General features: G+C 72.8%; 17 protein-coding genes and 1 rRNA gene. 15 read left to right on the forward strand and 3 right to left on the reverse strand.

The window, feature by feature from the left end:
* The 3 genes from rrf to WFK95_RS18805 form a co-directional block, all read left to right on the forward strand.
* Positions 1–94, forward strand: a 5S ribosomal RNA gene (rrf, locus tag WFK95_RS18795); the annotation flags it as partial.
* A gap of 204 nt (positions 95–298) precedes the next feature.
* Positions 299–994 carry an endonuclease NucS gene (gene nucS, locus WFK95_RS18800; RefSeq protein ID WP_224646413.1) on the forward strand — a complete coding sequence of 232 codons (696 nt, stop codon included), beginning with the start codon at positions 299–301 and terminating at the stop codon, positions 992–994.
* A complete protein-coding gene (locus WFK95_RS18805) occupies positions 994–1287 on the forward strand; it encodes a hypothetical protein (RefSeq protein ID WP_336671571.1) in 294 nt (97 codons plus the stop codon). Before nucS ends, WFK95_RS18805 begins: the two co-directional genes overlap by 1 nt.
* Here the strand turns inward: WFK95_RS18805 and WFK95_RS18810 are convergent.
* Both WFK95_RS18810 and mce read right to left on the reverse strand, forming a co-directional pair.
* Positions 1284–2342: a hypothetical protein gene (locus WFK95_RS18810; protein WP_336671572.1), complete on the reverse strand. Its 1059-nt coding sequence runs from the start codon at positions 2340–2342 to the stop codon at positions 1284–1286. The genes WFK95_RS18805 and WFK95_RS18810 overlap by 4 nt on opposite strands.
* A gap of 77 nt (positions 2343–2419) precedes the next feature.
* Positions 2420–2935 (reverse strand): methylmalonyl-CoA epimerase, encoded by a 516-nt coding sequence (gene mce / locus WFK95_RS18815; protein WP_443081577.1) that lies wholly within the window; start codon positions 2933–2935, stop codon positions 2420–2422.
* 52 nt (positions 2936–2987) lie between these two features.
* Between mce and WFK95_RS18820 the strand changes: the two genes are divergently transcribed.
* The 10 genes from WFK95_RS18820 (at position 2988) to WFK95_RS18865 (ending at position 14766) form a co-directional block, all read left to right on the forward strand.
* Positions 2988–4202, forward strand: a complete 1215-nt coding sequence (locus tag WFK95_RS18820) for an acetyl-CoA C-acetyltransferase (RefSeq protein ID WP_224646409.1) — start codon at positions 2988–2990, stop codon at positions 4200–4202.
* 13 nt (positions 4203–4215) lie between these two features.
* On the forward strand, positions 4216–4581 hold the full coding sequence (locus WFK95_RS18825; protein WP_224646407.1) for a DUF3817 domain-containing protein: 366 nt from the start codon (positions 4216–4218) through the stop codon (positions 4579–4581).
* A gap of 65 nt (positions 4582–4646) precedes the next feature.
* Positions 4647–7592 carry an AMP-binding protein gene (locus WFK95_RS18830; RefSeq protein ID WP_336671573.1) on the forward strand — a complete coding sequence of 982 codons (2946 nt, stop codon included), beginning with the start codon at positions 4647–4649 and terminating at the stop codon, positions 7590–7592.
* A gap of 58 nt (positions 7593–7650) precedes the next feature.
* Positions 7651–8628: a tetratricopeptide repeat protein gene (locus tag WFK95_RS18835; RefSeq protein ID WP_426001425.1), complete on the forward strand. Its 978-nt coding sequence runs from the start codon at positions 7651–7653 to the stop codon at positions 8626–8628.
* Between the two features lie 46 nt (positions 8629–8674).
* Positions 8675–9934 (forward strand): ABC transporter substrate-binding protein, encoded by a 1260-nt coding sequence (locus WFK95_RS18840; RefSeq protein WP_336671574.1) that lies wholly within the window; start codon positions 8675–8677, stop codon positions 9932–9934.
* Positions 9934–10887, forward strand: coding sequence for a carbohydrate ABC transporter permease (locus tag WFK95_RS18845; protein WP_336671575.1), 954 nt, complete (start codon positions 9934–9936; stop codon positions 10885–10887). The genes WFK95_RS18840 and WFK95_RS18845 overlap by 1 nt, the downstream gene beginning before the upstream one ends.
* A complete protein-coding gene (locus WFK95_RS18850) occupies positions 10884–11699 on the forward strand; it encodes a carbohydrate ABC transporter permease (RefSeq protein ID WP_336671576.1) in 816 nt (271 codons plus the stop codon). Before WFK95_RS18845 ends, WFK95_RS18850 begins: the two co-directional genes overlap by 4 nt.
* Positions 11700–11851: 152 nt before the next feature.
* Positions 11852–12808 carry an alpha/beta hydrolase gene (locus tag WFK95_RS18855; protein WP_336671577.1) on the forward strand — a complete coding sequence of 319 codons (957 nt, stop codon included), beginning with the start codon at positions 11852–11854 and terminating at the stop codon, positions 12806–12808.
* Positions 12809–12837: 29 nt separating this feature from the next.
* Positions 12838–14256, forward strand: a complete 1419-nt coding sequence (locus tag WFK95_RS18860; RefSeq protein WP_336671578.1) for an acyl-CoA synthetase — start codon at positions 12838–12840, stop codon at positions 14254–14256.
* Positions 14257–14280: 24 nt separating this feature from the next.
* Positions 14281–14766: a lipoprotein LpqH gene (locus tag WFK95_RS18865; protein ID WP_336671579.1), complete on the forward strand. Its 486-nt coding sequence runs from the start codon at positions 14281–14283 to the stop codon at positions 14764–14766.
* 28 nt (positions 14767–14794) lie between these two features.
* On the opposite strand, the gene WFK95_RS18870 is transcribed toward WFK95_RS18865, so the two are convergent.
* Positions 14795–15688, reverse strand: coding sequence for a LysR family transcriptional regulator (locus WFK95_RS18870; protein ID WP_336671580.1), 894 nt, complete (start codon positions 15686–15688; stop codon positions 14795–14797).
* An 88-nt stretch (positions 15689–15776) separates the two neighbouring features.
* On the opposite strand from WFK95_RS18870, the gene WFK95_RS18875 reads away from it, so the two are divergent.
* Both WFK95_RS18875 and WFK95_RS18880 read left to right on the forward strand, forming a co-directional pair.
* The gene (locus WFK95_RS18875; protein ID WP_336671581.1) at positions 15777–17171 is read left to right on the forward strand and encodes a malate:quinone oxidoreductase; all 1395 of its coding nucleotides are present in this window, start codon (positions 15777–15779) and stop codon (positions 17169–17171) included.
* 63 nt (positions 17172–17234) lie between these two features.
* Entirely contained in the window at positions 17235–17699 is a 465-nt protein-coding gene (locus WFK95_RS18880; RefSeq protein ID WP_224646394.1) for a lipoprotein LpqH, read from the forward strand.

The raw sequence follows: 17699 nt of genomic DNA on the forward strand, positions 1-17699 counted from the left end.
AACGCCCGGCTCCATTCCGAACCCGGAAGCTAAGCCCTCCAGCGCCGATGGTACTGCACTCGCGAGGGTGTGGGAGAGTAGGACACCGCCGGACTAAAATTAGATACAGGAGAAGACCCTCGGGTCGGTGAGCAGAAATGCTCCCGGCGCGGGGGTCTTCTTCGTGTCCGCACAACGATTCCCGGGGTCCGCACGATTCCGTGCGGCCCACGCATCGATTCCGGATCCGGCTACCACGCCGTTCGGGCCGGCACCGGGGAGCGGGGCACCGTCGTTCCCGTGCCGTAAGGTGGAGCCCGTGCGTGTCGTGATTGCCGAATGCCAGGTCGACTACGTGGGCCGGCTGACCGCCCACCTCCCGATGGCCCGGCGCCTGATCCTGGTCAAGGCCGACGGTTCGGTCAGCATTCACGCGGACGATCGCGCCTACAAGCCTCTCAACTGGATGAGCCCGCCCTGTTGGCTCGAGACCGCCCCGTCGGACGACGAGGCGAAGGACGTGCCCGAGGGGCACCAGCTCTGGATCGTGCGGAACAAGGCGGAGGAGCAGCTCCGCATCCTCATCGGCGAGGTCGAGCACGACAGCAGCCACGATCTGGGGGTCGACCCGGGCCTCGTGAAGGACGGCGTCGAGGCGCACCTCCAGGAACTCCTCGCCGAGCACACCCACACCTTCGGGGACGGCTACACCCTGATCCGGCGCGAGTACATGACGGCGATCGGCCCCGTCGACCTGCTGTGCCGCGACGCGGACGGCGGGACCGTGGCGGTGGAGGTCAAGCGCCGCGCGGAGATCGACGGCGTGGAGCAGCTGACCCGGTACCTGGAGCTGCTCAACCGCGACCCGCTGATCGCGCCCGTGACGGGCATTCTCGCGGCCCAGCAGGTCAAGCCCCAGGCCCGCACCCTCGCCGAGGACCGCGGTATCCGGTGCGTCACCGTCGATTACGACGTGCTGCGCGGCACCGAGGACACGTCCTACAAGCTCTTCTGATGGGCCGCAGGCCCGTCTCCCGCAAGCGTGCGGCGGCGCGGGACGGGCACCGTCCCCTGAGCGCCGGCGGTTTCGGCTCGCGGGTCGACCTCGGCGACGAGGCCTACCAGGTGCGCACCGTCACGGGGACGGGCGCCGTCAAGGAGTACCGCTGCCCGGGATGCCACCAGGCGATCCCCGCGGGGACCGCGCACGTCGTGGTGTGGCCGTCCGCCGAGAGCGGAGGCGTCGCCGACCGGCGCCACTGGCACCGCGGTTGTTGGGCCAGGGAGGCCGGCCGGCGGGCGCGCTAGCGCTTCTCGATCGCGACCTGCTCCGTGACCGCCTCGTCGGCGGCGAAGTCCTCCGCGCCCAGGACCTGCTGCGCGCGCTGCGCCGCGGTGGGGGCGTCGTCGGCGACGTGCTCCGCCTTGGGGGCCGCCGCGGGGTCGAACGACGCGGGATCGATCCGCTTGTCGACGACGTGCGCCTCGCCGTCGCCGGTCGCGAGGGCCTCGGGCACCAGCGAGAGCTGTCGGCGCACCGTCTCCAGCTGATCGAGGATCGACGCGCGCAGCGACTGCATGTCCTCGGTGATCCGCCGGGCGTTCGCGACCTGCGTGGCGATCCGGGTGTTCGTGTCCTCGAGCTTCTGCTCCGCAGTGGCGTTCGCGGTGTTGAGGGTCTGCTCGGCGCGCTCGTTCGCGGAGTCGACGCGATCCCGGGCCTCGTCCTTCGACGCGTCCTCGAGCTCGGTGATCGTGCGGATCGCCTTGTCCCGGCGCATCGACATCGCCATGTCGAAGTCGTTCTGGACGCGCTCGCGGTTCTCCGCGGCCGACTGAGCCAGCTTCTCGGACTCGGCCTTCGCCTCGGCCTTGATGCGCTCCGCCTCGGCGTGCGCGTCCTTCATCGTCTTCTCGTGCTCGGACTCCATGGCCTCGCGGCGCGCGGTCATGTCCGAGCGCATGCGGTCGGCCTCGCGCCGGGTGGTCTCCGCCTCCTGGCGGGCCAGCGAGCGCACCTCGGCGGACTCGTTCTGGGCTGCGGCACGGATCTCCGAGGCCTCGTCGGAGGCGAGGCGCATCATGCGGGCGATGCGGTCGCTCATGCCCTCGGCGCTCGTCGGCGGGACGCTGAGGCGATCCACCTCGCGGCGCAGGTTGTCGATCTCGTCCTGCGCCTCGTCGAGGAGGTCCGTCAACTCGCGCGCGTGCGCCGAGGCCGCGTCGCGGTCGGCGGCGAGCACGCGCAGTTCGGCCTGGTACCGGTGGAACTGCTCGGTGACCTGGTCCCGGTCGTACCCACGCAGGACCACCGCGAACGGTGCGGGCGCCGGGCCGCCCGGGAAGTTGTCCGTATTCGCCATGCTCCGAATGGTACGTGGACGGCCCGCGCTCGCGGCGTCAGCAGTCGCAAAAGGTCCGAATTGTGGCCCGTGCCGGGTCAGGACGCGGGTTCGACCAGTTCGACGAGGATCCCGCCGGCGTCCTTCGGGTGCAGGAAGTTGATCCGCGAGCCCGCGGTGCCGTTCCGGGGGGCGTCGTACAGCAGCCGTACGCCCTGCTCCTGCAGGTGCGCGGTGACGGCCGCGAGGTCCGAGACCCGGTACGCCAGCTGCTGCATGCCCGGGCCGTTGCGGTCGAGGAACTTCGCGATCGTCGACTCGGGGGTGAAGGGGGCTAGGACCTGCAGCTGCGCCGCGCTCGACGGTGCGCCGTCGGCCGCCAGCAGTGAGGCGGGGGAGAGCATGCCCTCGCGCACGCCCTGCGCCTCGTTGATCTCCTCGTGCGTGCACACCATGCCGAGGACGCGGGCGTACCACTCGAGGGCCGCGTCGAAATCGGACACGGCGACGCCGACGTGGTCGATACCCAGCACGTATTCGGCGGGGACGGCGTGCGCGGCGGGGTGCTCGCCGTGGGCGGTGTGATCTGTTTGTCGCGATTGGCTCTCTGTCATGCCTCGAATGTAGCTTTGAGGTGGAAGACCCCTGCCCACTAGGAGGAACGAAGTGGCCCCGTCCGCACCCCATCAGGACCCCACGGTCATCGTCGCCGGCGCTCGGACGCCCTTCGGCAAGCTGCTCGGCGCGCTCAAGTCGCAGTCCGGCACGGACCTCGGCGCGGTCGCCATCCGCGGCGCGCTGGAGAAGAGCGGCGTCGACCCGCAGACGATCGACTACGTGATCATGGGCCAGGTCCTCACCGCCGGCGCCGGGCAGATGCCCGCGCGCCAGGCCGCGATCGCGGGCGGCGTGCCGTGGGACGTGCCCACCCTGACCATCAACAAGATGTGCCTGTCGGGCATCAACGCCATCGCGCTCGCCGACCAGCTCATCCGGGCCGGCGAGTACGAGGTCGTCGTCGCCGGCGGCCAGGAGTCGATGACGCAGGCGCCGCACATCCTCACGGGCAGCCGCGAGGGCCACAAGTACGGCAGCATCGAGATGCTCGACCACACCGCCTACGACGGCCTGCACGACGTCTTCACCGACCAGCCGATGGGCGGGCTCACCGAGCAGCTCAACACCACCGACACGGTGACCTACTCCCGCGAGGAGCAGGACGCCTTCGCCGCCGACTCGCACCGCAAGGCCGCAGAGGCCTGGGCCGCCGGCAAGTTCGCCGACGAGGTCGTCCCCGTCGAGATCCCGCAGCGCCGCGGCGAGCCGATCCGCGTCAGCGAGGACGAGGGCGTCCGTGGCGACACCACCGCCGAGTCGCTGGCCAAGCTGCGGCCGGCGTTCGCCAAGGACGGCAGCATCACCGCCGGCAACGCCAGCCAGCTCACCGACGGCGCCGTCGCCGTCGTCGTCATGCGCAAGAGCAAGGCGCAGGAGCTCGGCCTCGACTACCTGGCCGAGATCGGCGCGCACGGCGTCGTCGCCGGCCCGGACTCGTCGCTGCAGCACCAGCCCTCCAACGCCATCAAGAAGGCCTGCGACAAGCAGGGCATCAGCCCGGCCGATCTCGACCTGCTCGAGATCAACGAGGCCTTCGCCGCCGTGGGCCTCGCGTCCACCGCCGACCTCGGCGTCGACGCCGACAAGGTCAACGTCGACGGCGGCGCGATCGCCATCGGTCACCCGCTCGGCGCCTCCGGCGCCCGCATCGTCCTGCACCTCGCGCTCGAGCTGGCCCGCCGCGGCGGCGGCACCGGTGCCGCCGGACTGTGCGGCGCCGGCGGCCAGGGCGACGCGCTCATCATCACCGTCCCCGGGAAGTAGAGAGAAACTCCGCATGAACGAATCCCTCGCGTCCAAGATCGTCACCGCCTTCAAGGTCGTCGCCTTCCTCGAGGCCCTGACCTGGGTGTGGCTGATCATCGGCATGATCATCAAGCGGGTACAGGACAAGCCCGACGCGATCGCCGTGCCCGGCATGACGCACGGCATCGTCTTCATGGTGTTGGTCGTGCTGACCCTCGCGGTCGCCTACGCCCGCAAGTGGGACCTGAAGACCCTCGCCCTCGGCCTGCTCGCCACGGTCCTGCCCTTCTGCTCCGTCGTCTTCGAGGTGTGGGCGCAGCGCGCCGGCAAGCTCGACGCCCCCGCGACGGCCACCGCCGCGGACAAGGCCGAGCCCGCCGACGCGATCGGCGGTTAGGACGCACGGCGCCCCGCCTACCGGTACGTTGACTCGCTGACGGAAGCTGTGGAGAGGTGGGGCACATGGTGGACATCCTGGGCGGGCTGCCCGGTGGGAAGGCGCTCGAGGCGTCGGTGAACCGCCTGGCGGCCACGGCGCGCAACGGCTTCGAGGTGCTCACGCAGGGCGGCCTCGAGACCGGGGCGAAGCCCTCGCAGTTCACGGTCGTCGAGCGCTCGCCGATGTACCGCCTCCGGCGGTACTTCGCGGACCGGGCGCCGGCGCCCGCGGTGGACGACCGGCCGGTGATCCTGCTGGTGCCGCCCATGATGGTCGACGCCAACGTCTTCGACGTCACGGAGAACAACGGCGCCGTGTCGGTGCTGCACCGCGCGGGCCTCGACCCGTGGGTCATCGACTTCGGCGCGCCCGACCGCGAGGAGGGCGGCCTCGAGCGCAACCTCGCGGATCACGTCGTCGCCATCTCCAAGGCGATCGAGCAGGTGGCGGTGTTCCGCGGTCGCGACGTGCACATCGGCGGCTACTCCCAGGGCGGCATGTTCTGCTACCAGGTGGCCGCCTACCGGCAGTCCCGGTCGATCGCGAGCCTCGTGACCTTCGGCAGCCCCGTCGACATCTCGGCGGGCCTGCCGCTCGGCGCGCCGCCCGCGCTGGTCAACAAGGGCGCCGAATTCGTCGCCGACCACGTCTTCAACCGCTTCTACCTCCCCAGTTGGATGGTGCAGCGCGGTTTCGAGATGCTCAACCCCGTCAAGGCGGTGCGCTCGCGGCTCGACTTCGTCCGGCAGCTGCACGACCGCGACGCCCTGCTGCCGCGCGAGGACCAGCGCCGCTTCCTCGAGGCCGACGGCTGGGTCGCCTACGCCGGGCCCGCGGTGGCCGACCTGCTCAAGCAGTTCGTCGTGCACAACCGCATGCTCACCGGCGGCTTCGCCATCGACGGCGACGCCGTCTCCCTCGCGTCCATCACGAGCCCCGTGCTCGCCTTCGTCGGCCTGTCGGACCAGATCGGCCGGCCCAGCGCCGTCCGCGGGATCCTGCAGGCGGCGCCGAAGGCCGAGGTCTACGAGGCGCAGGTCTCAGCCGGTCACTTCGGCCTCGTCGTCGGCAGCTCGGCGGGCGCGGTCACGTATCCGACGGTGACGCGGTGGATCAACTGGCTGGAGGGCCGCGGCCCGCAGCCGGAGAACGTCGTCGCGATGCAGCCCGACGACGGCCGCGACGTGGGCGTCAACCCGCTCGTCGCGGGCCTGGGCGGCATCGCCACCGTCGGCTTCGTCGCCGCGCGCGACGTCCTCGACGCGGCCTCCGGCGCCGCGGCCGGCGCCTCCGCCGTCGCCCGCGAGGTGACCCGCGGGCTGCCGAAGCTGGCCCGCCTCGGGCAGCTGCAGGCGCACACCCAGGTCTCGCTCGGCAAGCTGCTCGCGGAGCAGGCCGCGGCGGATCCGCACGGCGAGCTCTTCCTCTACGAGGACCGCGTGCACACCAAGCACGCGGTGAACGAGCGCATCGACCGCGTCGTCAGCGGCCTGATCCAGGTCGGGGTGCGGCAGGGCGAGCACGTGGGCGTGCTCATGCACACCCGGCCGTCGGCCCTGGTCGCGATGGCCGCGCTGTCACGGCTCGGCGCCGTGGCCGTGCTGTTGCCGCCGGGCACCGACTACGCCGCCGCGCTGCGGCTGGGGGAGGCAGCCTCGGTCCTCACGGACCCCGAGCACGCGCAGGAGGCCGTGGCGGTCGCCGAGCGCGTCTTCGTCGTCGGCGGCGGCGACCGCCGCGACCGGCCGGGTGCCGCCCGGCAGGACCTCGGCGCGGAGCTGGTCGACCTCGAGCAGGTCGACCCGGACAACGTGCGGATCCCGCGCTGGTACCGGCCCGACGCGGGCCTCGGCCGCGACCTGGCCTTCGTGATGTTCTCGGAGGTCGGCGGGCGGCTGCGGGCCAAGCGGGTCACGAACGGCCGGTGGGCGCTCTCCGCCTTCGGCACCGCGTCGGCCGCGCGGCTGTCGCAGAGCGACACCGTGTACTGCCTCACCCCGCTCAGCCACAGCTCGGGCCTCATGACCAGCCTCGGCGGCGCGCTCGCCGGCGGCTCGCGCATCGCGCTCACCCGCGACTTCGACCCGGAGCGGTTCATGGTCGAGGTGCAGCGCTACGGGGTCACGGTGGTCTGCTACACCTGGAACCTCATGCGCGCGGTGCTCGACACCCCCGGCCTGGAGATCCCGCGCTACCACCCGGTCCGCGCCTTCATCGGCTCCGGCATGTCGGCGGAGCTCTCGCGCCGCGTCGGCGAGACCTTCGACGCGCAGGTCGTCGAGTTCTACGCCTCCACCGAGGGCGAGATCGTGCTGGCCAGGGTCCGCGCCGGCAAGCCGGGGGCGAAGGGCCGGCGCCTGCCGGGCAGCGCCGACGTGGCCCTCGTCGACTACTACTTCGACTCCGGGCGCTTCGTCGAGGACGGCGACGGCTTCCTGCAGGAGGTCGGGGACGGCGAGGTGGGCGTGCTCATCGGCCGCGCCGATCCCGACGCCACGCACCGCGACGTGCTGCTGCGCGGCGTCTTCCGGCCGGGCGACGCCTGGTTCTCCACGGGCCACCTCTTCCGGCGCGACGAGGACGGCGACTACTGGCTGGTCGACGACGTCCGCACCGTCGCCGTCACGGAGCGCGGGCCGGTGTACTCGATCCCGATCACCGACGTGCTCGAGCAGCTCGGGCAGGTCGAGCAGGCCGTCGTGTACCAGGTGCCCGGCGACGGGGCCGACGGTGTGCCGCGCGTCGTCGCCGCGGTCACGGTGCGGGACGACGCGGAGCTGACGGCCGACGAGATCAGCGACGCCTTCGCCGGCCGGCACGGCCAGTACCCGGACGCGGTGCACGTCGTCGACGAGGTGCCGCTCACCAGTTGGTACCGCCCGCGGCGGGGCGCGCTCGCCGCCGCCGGGATGCCCGCGCCCGGTCCCACGTCCTGGCGGTTCGACCCGGATCAGCAGCGCTACCGGTGATCCCGGGCCGGACGGTCGCCGCGGGCGGCCGCCGCACGGGGCGTGCCAAGATGGAGGGGTGACTACACCTCGAGGCGCATCTCCACAGGATCAGGCACGCGCGCTGCGCACGGCCGCGGCGATGGCCGGCGCGGTCGACCTCTCGGGTCTCAAGGCCCGCGCGGAGGCGAAGGCCGCCCAGCAGGCCCGCCCGGCACCGTCGGGCGAGGCGGGCCCGGCCGGCGCCGCCCCCGGGCCCGGCGTGGTCGACGTGACGGACCAGAGCTTCCCGGTCGAGGTCATCGACCGGTCCGCGAATCGGTTGGTGGTCGTGCTGCTGGCCGCGTCGTACAGCGAGCAGTCGCAGGCGATGGCGGCGGTGCTGGAGAAGCTCGCCGCGGACGACGCGGGCCGGTGGACCCTCGCCCGCGTCGACGTCGACGGGGCGCCCGGCGTCGCGCAGGCCTTCGGCGCGCAGTCGGTGCCGATGGTGGTGGCCGTCGCCGCGGGGCGCGCGGTGACGGCCTTCGCGGGCGCGCAACCGGAGCCGGCGGCGCGGCAGTGGCTCGACGACGTGCTCGCCCAGCTGCCGCCCGAGTTCGGTGGCGGCGTGGCGGCGGGGGAGGCCCCGTCGGACCCGCGGCGCGACGCGGCGGAGCAGCTCGCGGGCGACGGCGACTACGACGGCGCCCGCGCCGCGTACGAGGCGATCCTGCACGCGAATCCGGGCGACGCCGAGGCGGCGGCCGCGGTCAAGCAGATGGCCTTCTTCGCCCGCGCCACGAAGGGCGAGCCCGGGGCGATCGCGCGCGACGACGCGGCGGCCGGCGCGACGGGCGAGGAGCGGGTCGCACCGGCGCTCGCCGCCGCCGACGAGGAGCTGCTCACCGGCTCGCCGAAGGGGGCCTTCGACAGGCTCATCGCCGCGATCCGCGTCACCGCGGGCGACGACCGCTCGGCGTTGCGCACCCGGCTGCTGGAGCTCTTCGAGCTCTTCGACCCTGCGGATCCCGTGGTGCTCGCGGCCCGGCGTGATCTGGCGGGCGCCCTCTTCTGACGCGGCCCGGTCCGCGACGTGGACGAAGGTTTGCGATACTTACCCGGTGTCTGACTATGGTGTGTCCCGACGGGCGGTGCTGACGGGCGTCGGCGGCGTGGCCCTCGCGGGCGCGCTCGCGGCATGCGGTGGGAACACCGGTCGCGGCGGCGGGGCCCGCGGCGACCTGCGGGCCTGGTTCCACCAGTACGGCGAGCAGGGGGCGCCGGAGGCGCTCACGCGGTACGCCGGCGACTACCCGGACGGCGGCGTGCGGGTCAGCGCCTTCCCGGGCGACTACGACCAGAAGGTGTCGTCGGCGCTGGTCAGCGGCGACGGCCCGGACGTCTTCGAATTCGCCAACGGTCCCACGATCGACATGATCGCCGCCGGGCAGGTCGCCGACCTCACCGACCTGCTGGGCGACGCGCGATCCGACTTCACCCCGGCGCTGCTCGACCGGATGACGCACAACGGCCGGGTGTACGGCATCCCGCAGGTCACGGACACCCAGCTGCTGGTCTACCGGAAGTCCATGCTCGCCGAGGCGGGCGTCGTCCCGCCGCGCACGCTCGACGAGCTCGTGTCGGCCGCGCGGGCCCTGAACCGGGGCCGGGTCAAGGGGCTCTTCCTCGGCAACAGCGGTGGCGCGGACGTCCTCGGCGGCGTCCTGCTCTGGTCGTCCGGGCACGACTACCTGACCCCCGACCACAGGCCGGGCTTCGTCGACGAGGAGGTCGCGGTCGGCCTGCGGGCGATGCGCGGGCTGTTCACGTCGGGCGACCTGCTGCTCGGCGCGCCGCAGGACTGGTCCGACCCGGGGGCCTTCATCGCGGGGCAGACGGCGATGCAGTGGACGGGCCTGTGGGCGCTGCCCGCGATCCGGGCGGCGCTCGGCGACGACTTCGGCGTGCGGCCCTTCCCGGCGATCGGCCCGAACGGCGGGACGAGCGTGCCCTTCGGCGCGTACGGCGCCTCGGTCAACGCCGGCGGCGACGTCGAGCGGGCGAAGAAGTTCGTACAGTGGCTGTGGGTCACCCGCACCGATCTGCAGCTCGACTGGGCGCAGGGCTACGGCCTGCACGTCCCGGCGCGCCGCTCGCTGGTACCGCAGGCCACGAAGCTCGCTACCGGCGTCTACAACGAGGCGGCCGACCTGGTGAACTCCGTCGGTCGTCCCCAGACCCCGCTGCTGTGGACGCCGCGCAGCGCCACCGCCTACCGCGACGCCCTGGACCGGGTGATCCGCGGTGGCGCCGATCCGATGGCGGAGCTGCGCGAGGTCGCGTCGGTGGTCGAGAAGGAACTCGAGCGGTTCCCGCGCTGATGTCCCTCCGGCCCGCCCGCCGTGCGCCGTCCCGGCCCGACGCGGGCGGGGCGTGGCGCGACTCGCCGCACCTCTGGTTCTGGCTGATGACGGGGCCCTTCCTCGCGGGCCTCGCGGTGTTCGTCCTCGTCCCGATCGGGTGGAGCGTGTGGCTGAGCCTGTTCGACGCGCACAACACGGTGACGCCGACGCGGTTCGTGGGCCTGGACAACTACCGGGACATGCTGGCGGACCCCGCCTTCCGCTCCAGTCTGGTCACGTTCGTCGTCTTCGCGGCGATCGTCGTGCCGCTGACCTTCGCGGGCTCGCTCGCGCTCGCGGTGCTCGTGCACGGGGTGCGCCGGTTCCAGGCCTTCTTCCGCTCGGTCTTCTTCCTGCCGCTGGCGTGCAGCTACATCGCCGCGTCGCTGATCTGGCGCGGCTCGATCTTCCCCGGGGTGCCGACGGGCGTCGCCAACGCGGCGCTCCGGGCCGTCGGCGCGGAGCCCGTGGCGTGGCTGTCGGTGGTCGATCCGCCCTGGTACTGGCTGGTGCTGGTGACGCTGCGCCTGTGGCTGCAGCTGGGCTTCTACACGATCCTGTTCCTGGCCGCCCTGCAGCGCGTGCCGCGGCACCTGTACGAGGCGGCCGCGCTGGACGGCGCGTCCGGGTGGACGACGTTCGCGCGCATCACGCTGCCGCAGCTGCGCGCCGTCTCCGTCGCGGTGCTGCTGCTGGCGACGGTCAACGCCTTCCAGGCCTTCGACGAGTTCTACGGCGTGATGGCCACCGCGCAGGGCTATCCGCCGTACGCCCGACCGCCGCTGATCTACCTCTACTACGTGGCCGTCGGCAACGGGCAGGACTTCGGGCACGGCGGCGCGGGCGGGATCCTGCTCACCGCCCTGATCGCGGTGATCGCCCTGGCGCAGGGCCGGTTCACGGGGCTGTTCCGCGGGCGGGGCGAGCGGTGAGCGCGGCCCGCGCGGGGCGGTACGTACTGCTGATCGGCCTCGCCGCCCTCTTCCTGCTGCCGCTGTACCTGTTGGCCCGCGGCGCGGTCGGCACGCCGATGGACGTCGCGACGGGGGACTGGCTGCCGCGTCGCCCCGACGGCGCCGCCTTCCGGCAGATCTTCTCCGACGAGGCCCGCCCGCTCGCCCGGGCGCTGCTCAACTCGACGACGGTGGCCGTGCTGCAGACGGTCGGCACCGTCGCCGTCGCGCTGCCGGCCGGGTACGCCTTCGCCCGGATCCGGGTGGCGTACGCCGACAAGGTCTTCGCCGTCGTCCTCGCGACCCTCCTGGTCCCGGCCGCCGTGACCTTCGTGCCGACCTTCGTCATGGTCTCCACGCTGGGCTGGGTGTCGTCGCTGCAGGGGCTGGTCGTGCCCGGCCTGTTCCAGGCGACCGCGGTCTTCCTGTTCCGGCAGCACTTCCTCGGCTTCCCCCGGGAGCTCGAGGAGGCCGCCGTGCTCGACGGTGCCGGGCCCGCCCGGGTGTTCCTCGCGGTCGCGCTGCCCGGGGCGGGCGCGGTGACGGCGGCGGTCGCGACGATCACCTTCGTCGGGAGTTGGAACGCGTTCCTCTGGCCCCTCGTGATCGGTCAGGATCCGCAGTCGTGGACGGTCCAGTTGGTCCTGTCGAGCTACATCACGGCGCAGTCGGTGAACGTGCCCGCGATGTTCGCCGCCGCCGTGGTATCGATCGCCCCCTTGCTGGCGTTCTTCCTGGTAGCACAACGTTGGATCGTCGCCGGCGTGGAGCGGACGGGGATCTCCGGCTGACCGCGCGTGACCCGCGTCACGGCCGTCGGGGGCCTGCCGACCGGGACACGCCGGGAGCGGTGATAGCTCGATTCGCTGGATCTATCGATGACATCGGCCTAGTCTGAACCGGTTCTGTTCGGCCTCTCCGGGTCGGGCGAGAGGAGACGATGATGTCGGTCACCGAACACCGCGGTGTGAGCGCCCAGTCGGCGCTGGCGATCGCGGGGGCGCGGCTGCTGCTCAAGCCCCTGATCGCGCTGTACCCGGTGCGGGCCTGGTCGTTCGCGCCGCTCGCCCTGGGCGAGGGCCTGGCGAACCTCATCGGGTGGACGCCGAACGACGTCGAGGTGGAGCGGATCGAGCTCGCCGGCGTCCCCGTGGAGCGGCTCGTGCCGACCGCGGGCGACCTGCGGCCCGACGTCGCGATCTGCTACTACCACGGCGGCGCCTTCCTCGCAGGCGGGCCCGGCACCCATCGCCGCGTGGCGGCGGCCCTCGCGCGCACCCTCGGCGTCACCGTCTTCAACGTGGATTACCGCCAGCTGCCCGACGTGGGCGTCGGCACGTCCGTCGACGACGGCTACCGCGTGTTCCGGGCGGTCACGGACTCCGGCCGGTACCAGCAGGTCGCCGTGGGCGGCGACTCCGCGGGCGGCTACATCTCGGCCAAGGTGGTGGAGCTGGCGTACCTCGACGCCGTGCGCACCCCGGCCGCCTACTTCGGCTTCTCCCCGCTGCTCACGCCCACCGTCACCGACGACGATCCGCGGCACGACATCGACGACGCCTACCTCACCGCGGGCAAGCTCGCCGGGCTGCGCGACTTCTTCGACCGCGGCCCGGTCGCCTTCCGCGGCCACGACGACGCCACCGAGATCGAGCCCGCGGCGTTCCCGCCGGCGCTCGTCATCGCCTGTACCGACGAGATGCTGCGCGTCGACGCCGAGCGCCTGCACGAGCGCCTCGACCGCGCCGGCAAGCCCTGCGACCTGCACCTCTACCAGGGTGGCGTGCACGCCTTCCCCGTGCTCGCGGGTGTGACGCCCGAGAGCGCGCAGGCCGTCCAGATCACCACGCTCTTCCTCGAGGCGGCGTTCGACGCGCGCCTGCAATACCGCGCCGCCTGACGGGGCGCCGCGCGGCATAGGCTGGGGCCATGCTGCTGCCGCACACGGTCACGCCCGTCCCGCCCGGCTCCGACGGTGAGCCGGCCGTCACCGTCGGGGGCCGCACCCTGACCCGGACCGAGCTCATCGGCGCCACCACGGCGGTCGCCGAGCGGCTGGGCGGCCTCGGTGTGCGCGGCCCCGTCGCGGTGTGGGCCGAGCCGACGCTCGCCACCGTGATCGCGATCGTCGGCGGTGTTCGCGCCGGCGTCCCGGTCGTTCCCGTCCCGCCGGATTCGGGCACCGCGGAGATCGCCCACGTGCTCGCCGATTCCGGCGCGCAGGCCTGGCTCGGCGCGACCCCGCAGGATCCGCACGGGCTACCCGCGGTCCCGGTCCGCGAGCACGCCCGCGGCTGGCACGCCCTGCCCGAGCCGCCCGCGGCCGCGACCGCGCTCCTGATGTACACCTCGGGCACGACGGGGGCGCCGAAGGGCGTCCCCATCCGCCGGGAGGCCATCGCGGCGTGCATCGACGGGCTCGTGGACGCCTGGGGGTGGACCGCGAACGACACTCTCGTGCACGGCCTTCCGCTGTTCCACGTGCACGGGCTCATCCTCGGCGTCCTCGGCCCGCTGCGGGTGGGCAGCCCGCTGGTGCACACCGGCAAGCCGACCCGGGAGGCCTACGCGGCGGCGGGCGGCACGATGTACTTCGGCGTGCCCACCGTCTGGTCGCGCATCGCCCGCGACCCGGAATCCGCTGCGGCCCTGCGGGACGCGCGGCTCCTCGTCTCGGGCAGCGCGCCCCTGCCGGCGCCGGTCTTCGAGCGGATCTGCGAGCTCACGGGCCACGAGATCGTGGAGCGCTACGGCATGACGGAGACCCTGATCACCGTGAGTGCGCGCGTCGACGGCGAGCGCCGCCCCGGCTGGGTCGGCCTGCCGATCACGGGCGTCGAGTCGCGGATCATCGCGGAATCGGGTGACGAGGCGCCGCACGACGGCGAATCGATCGGGGCGCTGCAGATCCGCGGCCCGATGGTCGGCACGAAGTACCTGAACCGCCCCGACGCCACGGCCGAGTCCTGGGTGGGCGACGGCTGGTTCGACACCGGCGACGTCGCGGTGATCGACTCGACCGGCTTCCACCGCATCGTGGGCCGCGCCTCCACCGACCTCATCAAGACCGGGGGCTTCCGCGTCGGCGCCGGTGAGATCGAGGCCGCGCTGCTCGGCCACGCGGACGTCCGCGAGGCCGCTGTCGTGGGGCTTCCCGACGACGACCTCGGGCAGCGCCTCGTCGCCTTCCTCGTCGCCGACGGCCCGCGCGACGATGCGGCCGCCGCCGCGATCGTCGAGTTCGTGGGGGAGACGCTCTCGAAGCACAAGCGCCCCCGGGAGATCCGCTTCGTCGACGACCTCCCGCGCAACCCGATGGGCAAGGTGCAGAAGAAGCAGCTCCTGTAGCCGCGGATGTGGTGGGATCGCCGTATGGATCAGGGGATGCGTTCGGCGGTGGTGTGCGTATTCGCGGCGGCGTCGATCGCGGGCTGCACCACGTCCGTGAGCGGGACGGCGGTGCCGGCGGGGAGTGGCGCGGCCACGGTCGCGGGCGGCGGGGGTGGCGGCCGGGGTGGTTCGTACGCCTCTCTGACGCTCGACGGTGTGGCGCCGCCGGGCGGCGACCGGATCGCGGTCGAGTGCGACGATCTCGCCGGAACCTTGGTGGTGGCGTCCGGCGAGCCGCCGGTGACCATCGGGATCACGATCCTCACCGCTGACTACCCGCGGGTGGAGACGCTCGCCCTCACCCTCGAGAACGGAAAGGTGTACTTCGGGCGGGAGTCCACCTACTCGGCGCGGAAGGACGGCGGCGCATACATCGTGACGGGCAACGTCGAGGGATTCGGTGGCGACGTCACCGACGGAACGCTCGGCAGGGTCGTCCAGCGCTTCGAGCTCAGGATCACCTGCTGATCCGGCCGCGCGGGCCGAGTGCCCCGGCCTACCCGGGGCGCCCTTCGGCGGTGTCGAGGATGAAGTCGTGCAGGTGCCGGGTGGCCGGCGCGAGGGTGGTCGTCGCGCGGGCCAGGGCGACGGCGCGGCGGTGCTCGCCCGCCAGCGGCACCTCCGCCACGTCCGACGGTGCGCGGTCGTCGTGCGGGAGCAGGGCGACGCCGAGCCCCCGGGCGATGAGCTCGCGGATCGTCGCGAATTCGGTGACCTCGACGGCGATCGCGGGCGTGAAGCCGGCCGCGGTGCACCAGCGCTCGGTGGTGCCGCGCAGGTGGTAGTCGGGCGGATTGGCGATGAAGGTCTCGGACCGCAACTGCGCCAGCCGGATCTTCTTCGCCCCGGCGAGCGGGTGGGTGCGGGGGAGCGCGGCCAGGATCTCCTGGGATCCGATCACGGTGTGCGGCAGCCGCTCCGGCGGCGGAATGGTCACCGCGAGGTCCAGGGCGCCGGTCTCCAGGTCGCGGACGAGCTCCGAGCCGTGCCCCTGCTTGAGCGTCACGGTGATCCCGGGGTGCGCGCGGCGGAAGGCGGAGAGCAGGTCCGGTAGGCGGCCCGAGCCCATGGTGAGCGGGAAGCCGAACCGCACGGTGCCGTGTTCGCCGTCGCCCTCGCCCACCACCGCGTCGATCGCGAGGCCGAGCTCGCGCAGCGGATCCCGGATCCGCCGGGCCAGGTCCTCGCCAGCGGCGGTCAGGCGCACGGTGCGCCCGGCGTGGACGAGCAGCGGGGTCCGCAGATCGCCCTCGAGGGAGTGGATCCGGCGGCTCATCGACGACTGGGGGATGCCGAGCGCGGCCGCGGCGCGGGTCATGTGCCCGTCGTGCGCCGCGAGGGCGGCGAGCGCCTGCAGCTGCGGGGCGAGCAGGCTCAGCCATTGATCCATATTCGGATCATATCTCCGCAAGACTTCATTGGACGGATGAGTATCGCGCGTTCGATGCTGGTGCCGAACCCACCTAGAGGAGGATCCGATGGTCACCCACTCCACCCCGGGATTCGACGCCGACGTCGTCCTGATCGGCGGCGGCATCATGTCCGCGACGCTCGGCGCGATGCTCGCGCAGGAGCGGCCCGACTGGCGGATCCTGCTGCTCGAGCGCGCCGACGCGCTCGCCACCGAGAGCAGCGGGCCCTGGAACAACGCCGGCACCGGCCACAGCGGCTTCTGCGAGCTCAACTACATGCCCGACCCCGCCGACGGCACGAAGCCCGTGTCGATGGTCGAACAGTTCGGGCGCACCCGCGCCTGGTGGGACGGCCTCGTCGCGGCGGGCCTGCTCGACGGCGGCTTCCTGCACCCGACCCCGCACCTCGACGTCGTCTTCGGCGAGCGCGACATGACCTACCTGCGGCAGCGCTTCGAGACCCTGCGCACGCACCCGGAGTTCGCGGCGATGGAGTACACGGAGAACCCGGAGACGATCCGGCAGTGGGCGCCGCTGGTCATGGAGGGCCGCGGACCCGAGTCCATGTGGGGCCGCATGGCCGCCACCCGCCACCCCGGCGGCACCGACGTCGACTTCGGGGCGCTGACCCGCGGCCTCACCGCGATCCTCACCGACGCCGGCGGCGAGGTGCGCTTCGGCCACGAGGTGACGCGGCTGCGCCGCACCCTCGCGGGATGGACGGTGCGCGGCCGGGGACCCCAGGGGCGCTTCGAGATCCGCGCCCGGCGCGTCTTCGTCGGCGCGGGCGGCAAGGCCTTGCGGCTGCTGCAGAGCGCGCGGCTGCCCGAGGTGAGGGGCTACGCCGTGCTCCCCGTCGGGGCGGCGTTTCTCCGTTGCTCAGACCCCGAGGTGGCGCGCCGCCTCGACGGGAAGGTGTACGGGCAGGCCGACATCGGCGCGCCGCCGATGTCGGTGCCGCACCTGGACCGCCGGTACGTCGACGGTGCCGATCACCTCCTGTTCGGCCCGTACGCCACGTTCAGCACGAAGCTCCTCAAGCGGGGCCGGCTCACCGACTTCTTCACCACATTGCGGCCCGGCAACCTGCACGTGATCGCCGCTGCCGGACTGCAGAACCTCGCCCTGGTGCGGTACCTCGTCGCCCAGCTCGCGGCGAGCCGGCGGGCGAGGTTCGCCCAGCTGCAGCGGTTCTACCCGGCCGCCGACCCGGCGCAGTGGGAACTCGTCCCCGCGGGCCAGCGGGCACAGCTGGTGACCCCGGATCGCCGTCGCATCGGCGTGCTCCAGCAGGGGACGGAGCTCGTCACGGGCGCCGACGGCACCATCGCCGGCCTGCTCGGCGCGTCGCCGGGGGCGAGCACCGCGGTGCCGATCATGCAGGACCTCCTCGTGCGGTGGGGGATCGAGCCGGCGGTGGGACTGCAATCGAACTCCGAGAAGTCGCCCGTCGCGCACTGACGTGTGCTTTCCTCCACTCGGGTGAAAAGCCCGAATTCGGTTCCGTGCCTAAGGAGGCCCGCTATGAATCGCTCCCTCGTCATCGCCTCGGCGGTGGTCTTCGCCTCGATCGGACTCACCGCCTGCGGCGGGGGATCCGACAAGGGCTCGGACTCCGCACCCGCGAACACGGCGTCGGCGAACACCGACGCGAAGACCGTCGTCAAGGTCGACGGCAAGGACCTCACGGGCGTCGACCTCAGCAACGTGGGCTGCGCCAAGCAGGGCGATCGCTTCGCGATCGGCGCCGGCGGCGCGTCGGGCGGGGTCGGCGCGACCCTCAAGGACGGCAACCCGCCCACCGTCGAGACCGTGGGCATCACCGTCGACGGCACCGCCCTCGCGGTCGGTCCCGGCGTCGGTAAGGCGACCGTCAAGGTCGACGGCGACCGCTACACCATCAGCGGCACCGCGTCCGGCGCCAGCATCTCGAACCCGATGGCGGGGATGGTCTCGAAGGACTTCGAGATCGTCGTCACCTGCAAGTAG

This window comes from Tsukamurella sp. USMM236, assembly GCF_037148755.1.
Classification (GTDB): domain Bacteria; phylum Actinomycetota; class Actinomycetes; order Mycobacteriales; family Mycobacteriaceae; genus Tsukamurella.

Coding starts and splice junctions, on each gene's coding strand:
- WFK95_RS18805 (WP_336671571.1), top strand. CDS start 994: ATGGGCCGCAGGCCCGTCTCCCGCAAGCGTGCGGCGGCGCGGGACGGG.
- WFK95_RS18810 (WP_336671572.1), bottom strand. CDS start 2,342: ATGGCGAATACGGACAACTTCCCGGGCGGCCCGGCGCCCGCACCGTTC.
- mce (WP_443081577.1), bottom strand. CDS start 2,935: ATGACAGAGAGCCAATCGCGACAAACAGATCACACCGCCCACGGCGAG.
- WFK95_RS18825 (WP_224646407.1), top strand. CDS start 4,216: ATGAACGAATCCCTCGCGTCCAAGATCGTCACCGCCTTCAAGGTCGTC.
- WFK95_RS18830 (WP_336671573.1), top strand. CDS start 4,647: ATGGTGGACATCCTGGGCGGGCTGCCCGGTGGGAAGGCGCTCGAGGCG.
- WFK95_RS18845 (WP_336671575.1), top strand. CDS start 9,934: ATGTCCCTCCGGCCCGCCCGCCGTGCGCCGTCCCGGCCCGACGCGGGC.
- WFK95_RS18855 (WP_336671577.1), top strand. CDS start 11,852: ATGTCGGTCACCGAACACCGCGGTGTGAGCGCCCAGTCGGCGCTGGCG.
- WFK95_RS18860 (WP_336671578.1), top strand. CDS start 12,838: ATGCTGCTGCCGCACACGGTCACGCCCGTCCCGCCCGGCTCCGACGGT.
- WFK95_RS18865 (WP_336671579.1), top strand. CDS start 14,281: ATGGATCAGGGGATGCGTTCGGCGGTGGTGTGCGTATTCGCGGCGGCG.
- WFK95_RS18870 (WP_336671580.1), bottom strand. CDS start 15,688: ATGGATCAATGGCTGAGCCTGCTCGCCCCGCAGCTGCAGGCGCTCGCC.
- WFK95_RS18875 (WP_336671581.1), top strand. CDS start 15,777: ATGGTCACCCACTCCACCCCGGGATTCGACGCCGACGTCGTCCTGATC.
- WFK95_RS18880 (WP_224646394.1), top strand. CDS start 17,235: ATGAATCGCTCCCTCGTCATCGCCTCGGCGGTGGTCTTCGCCTCGATC.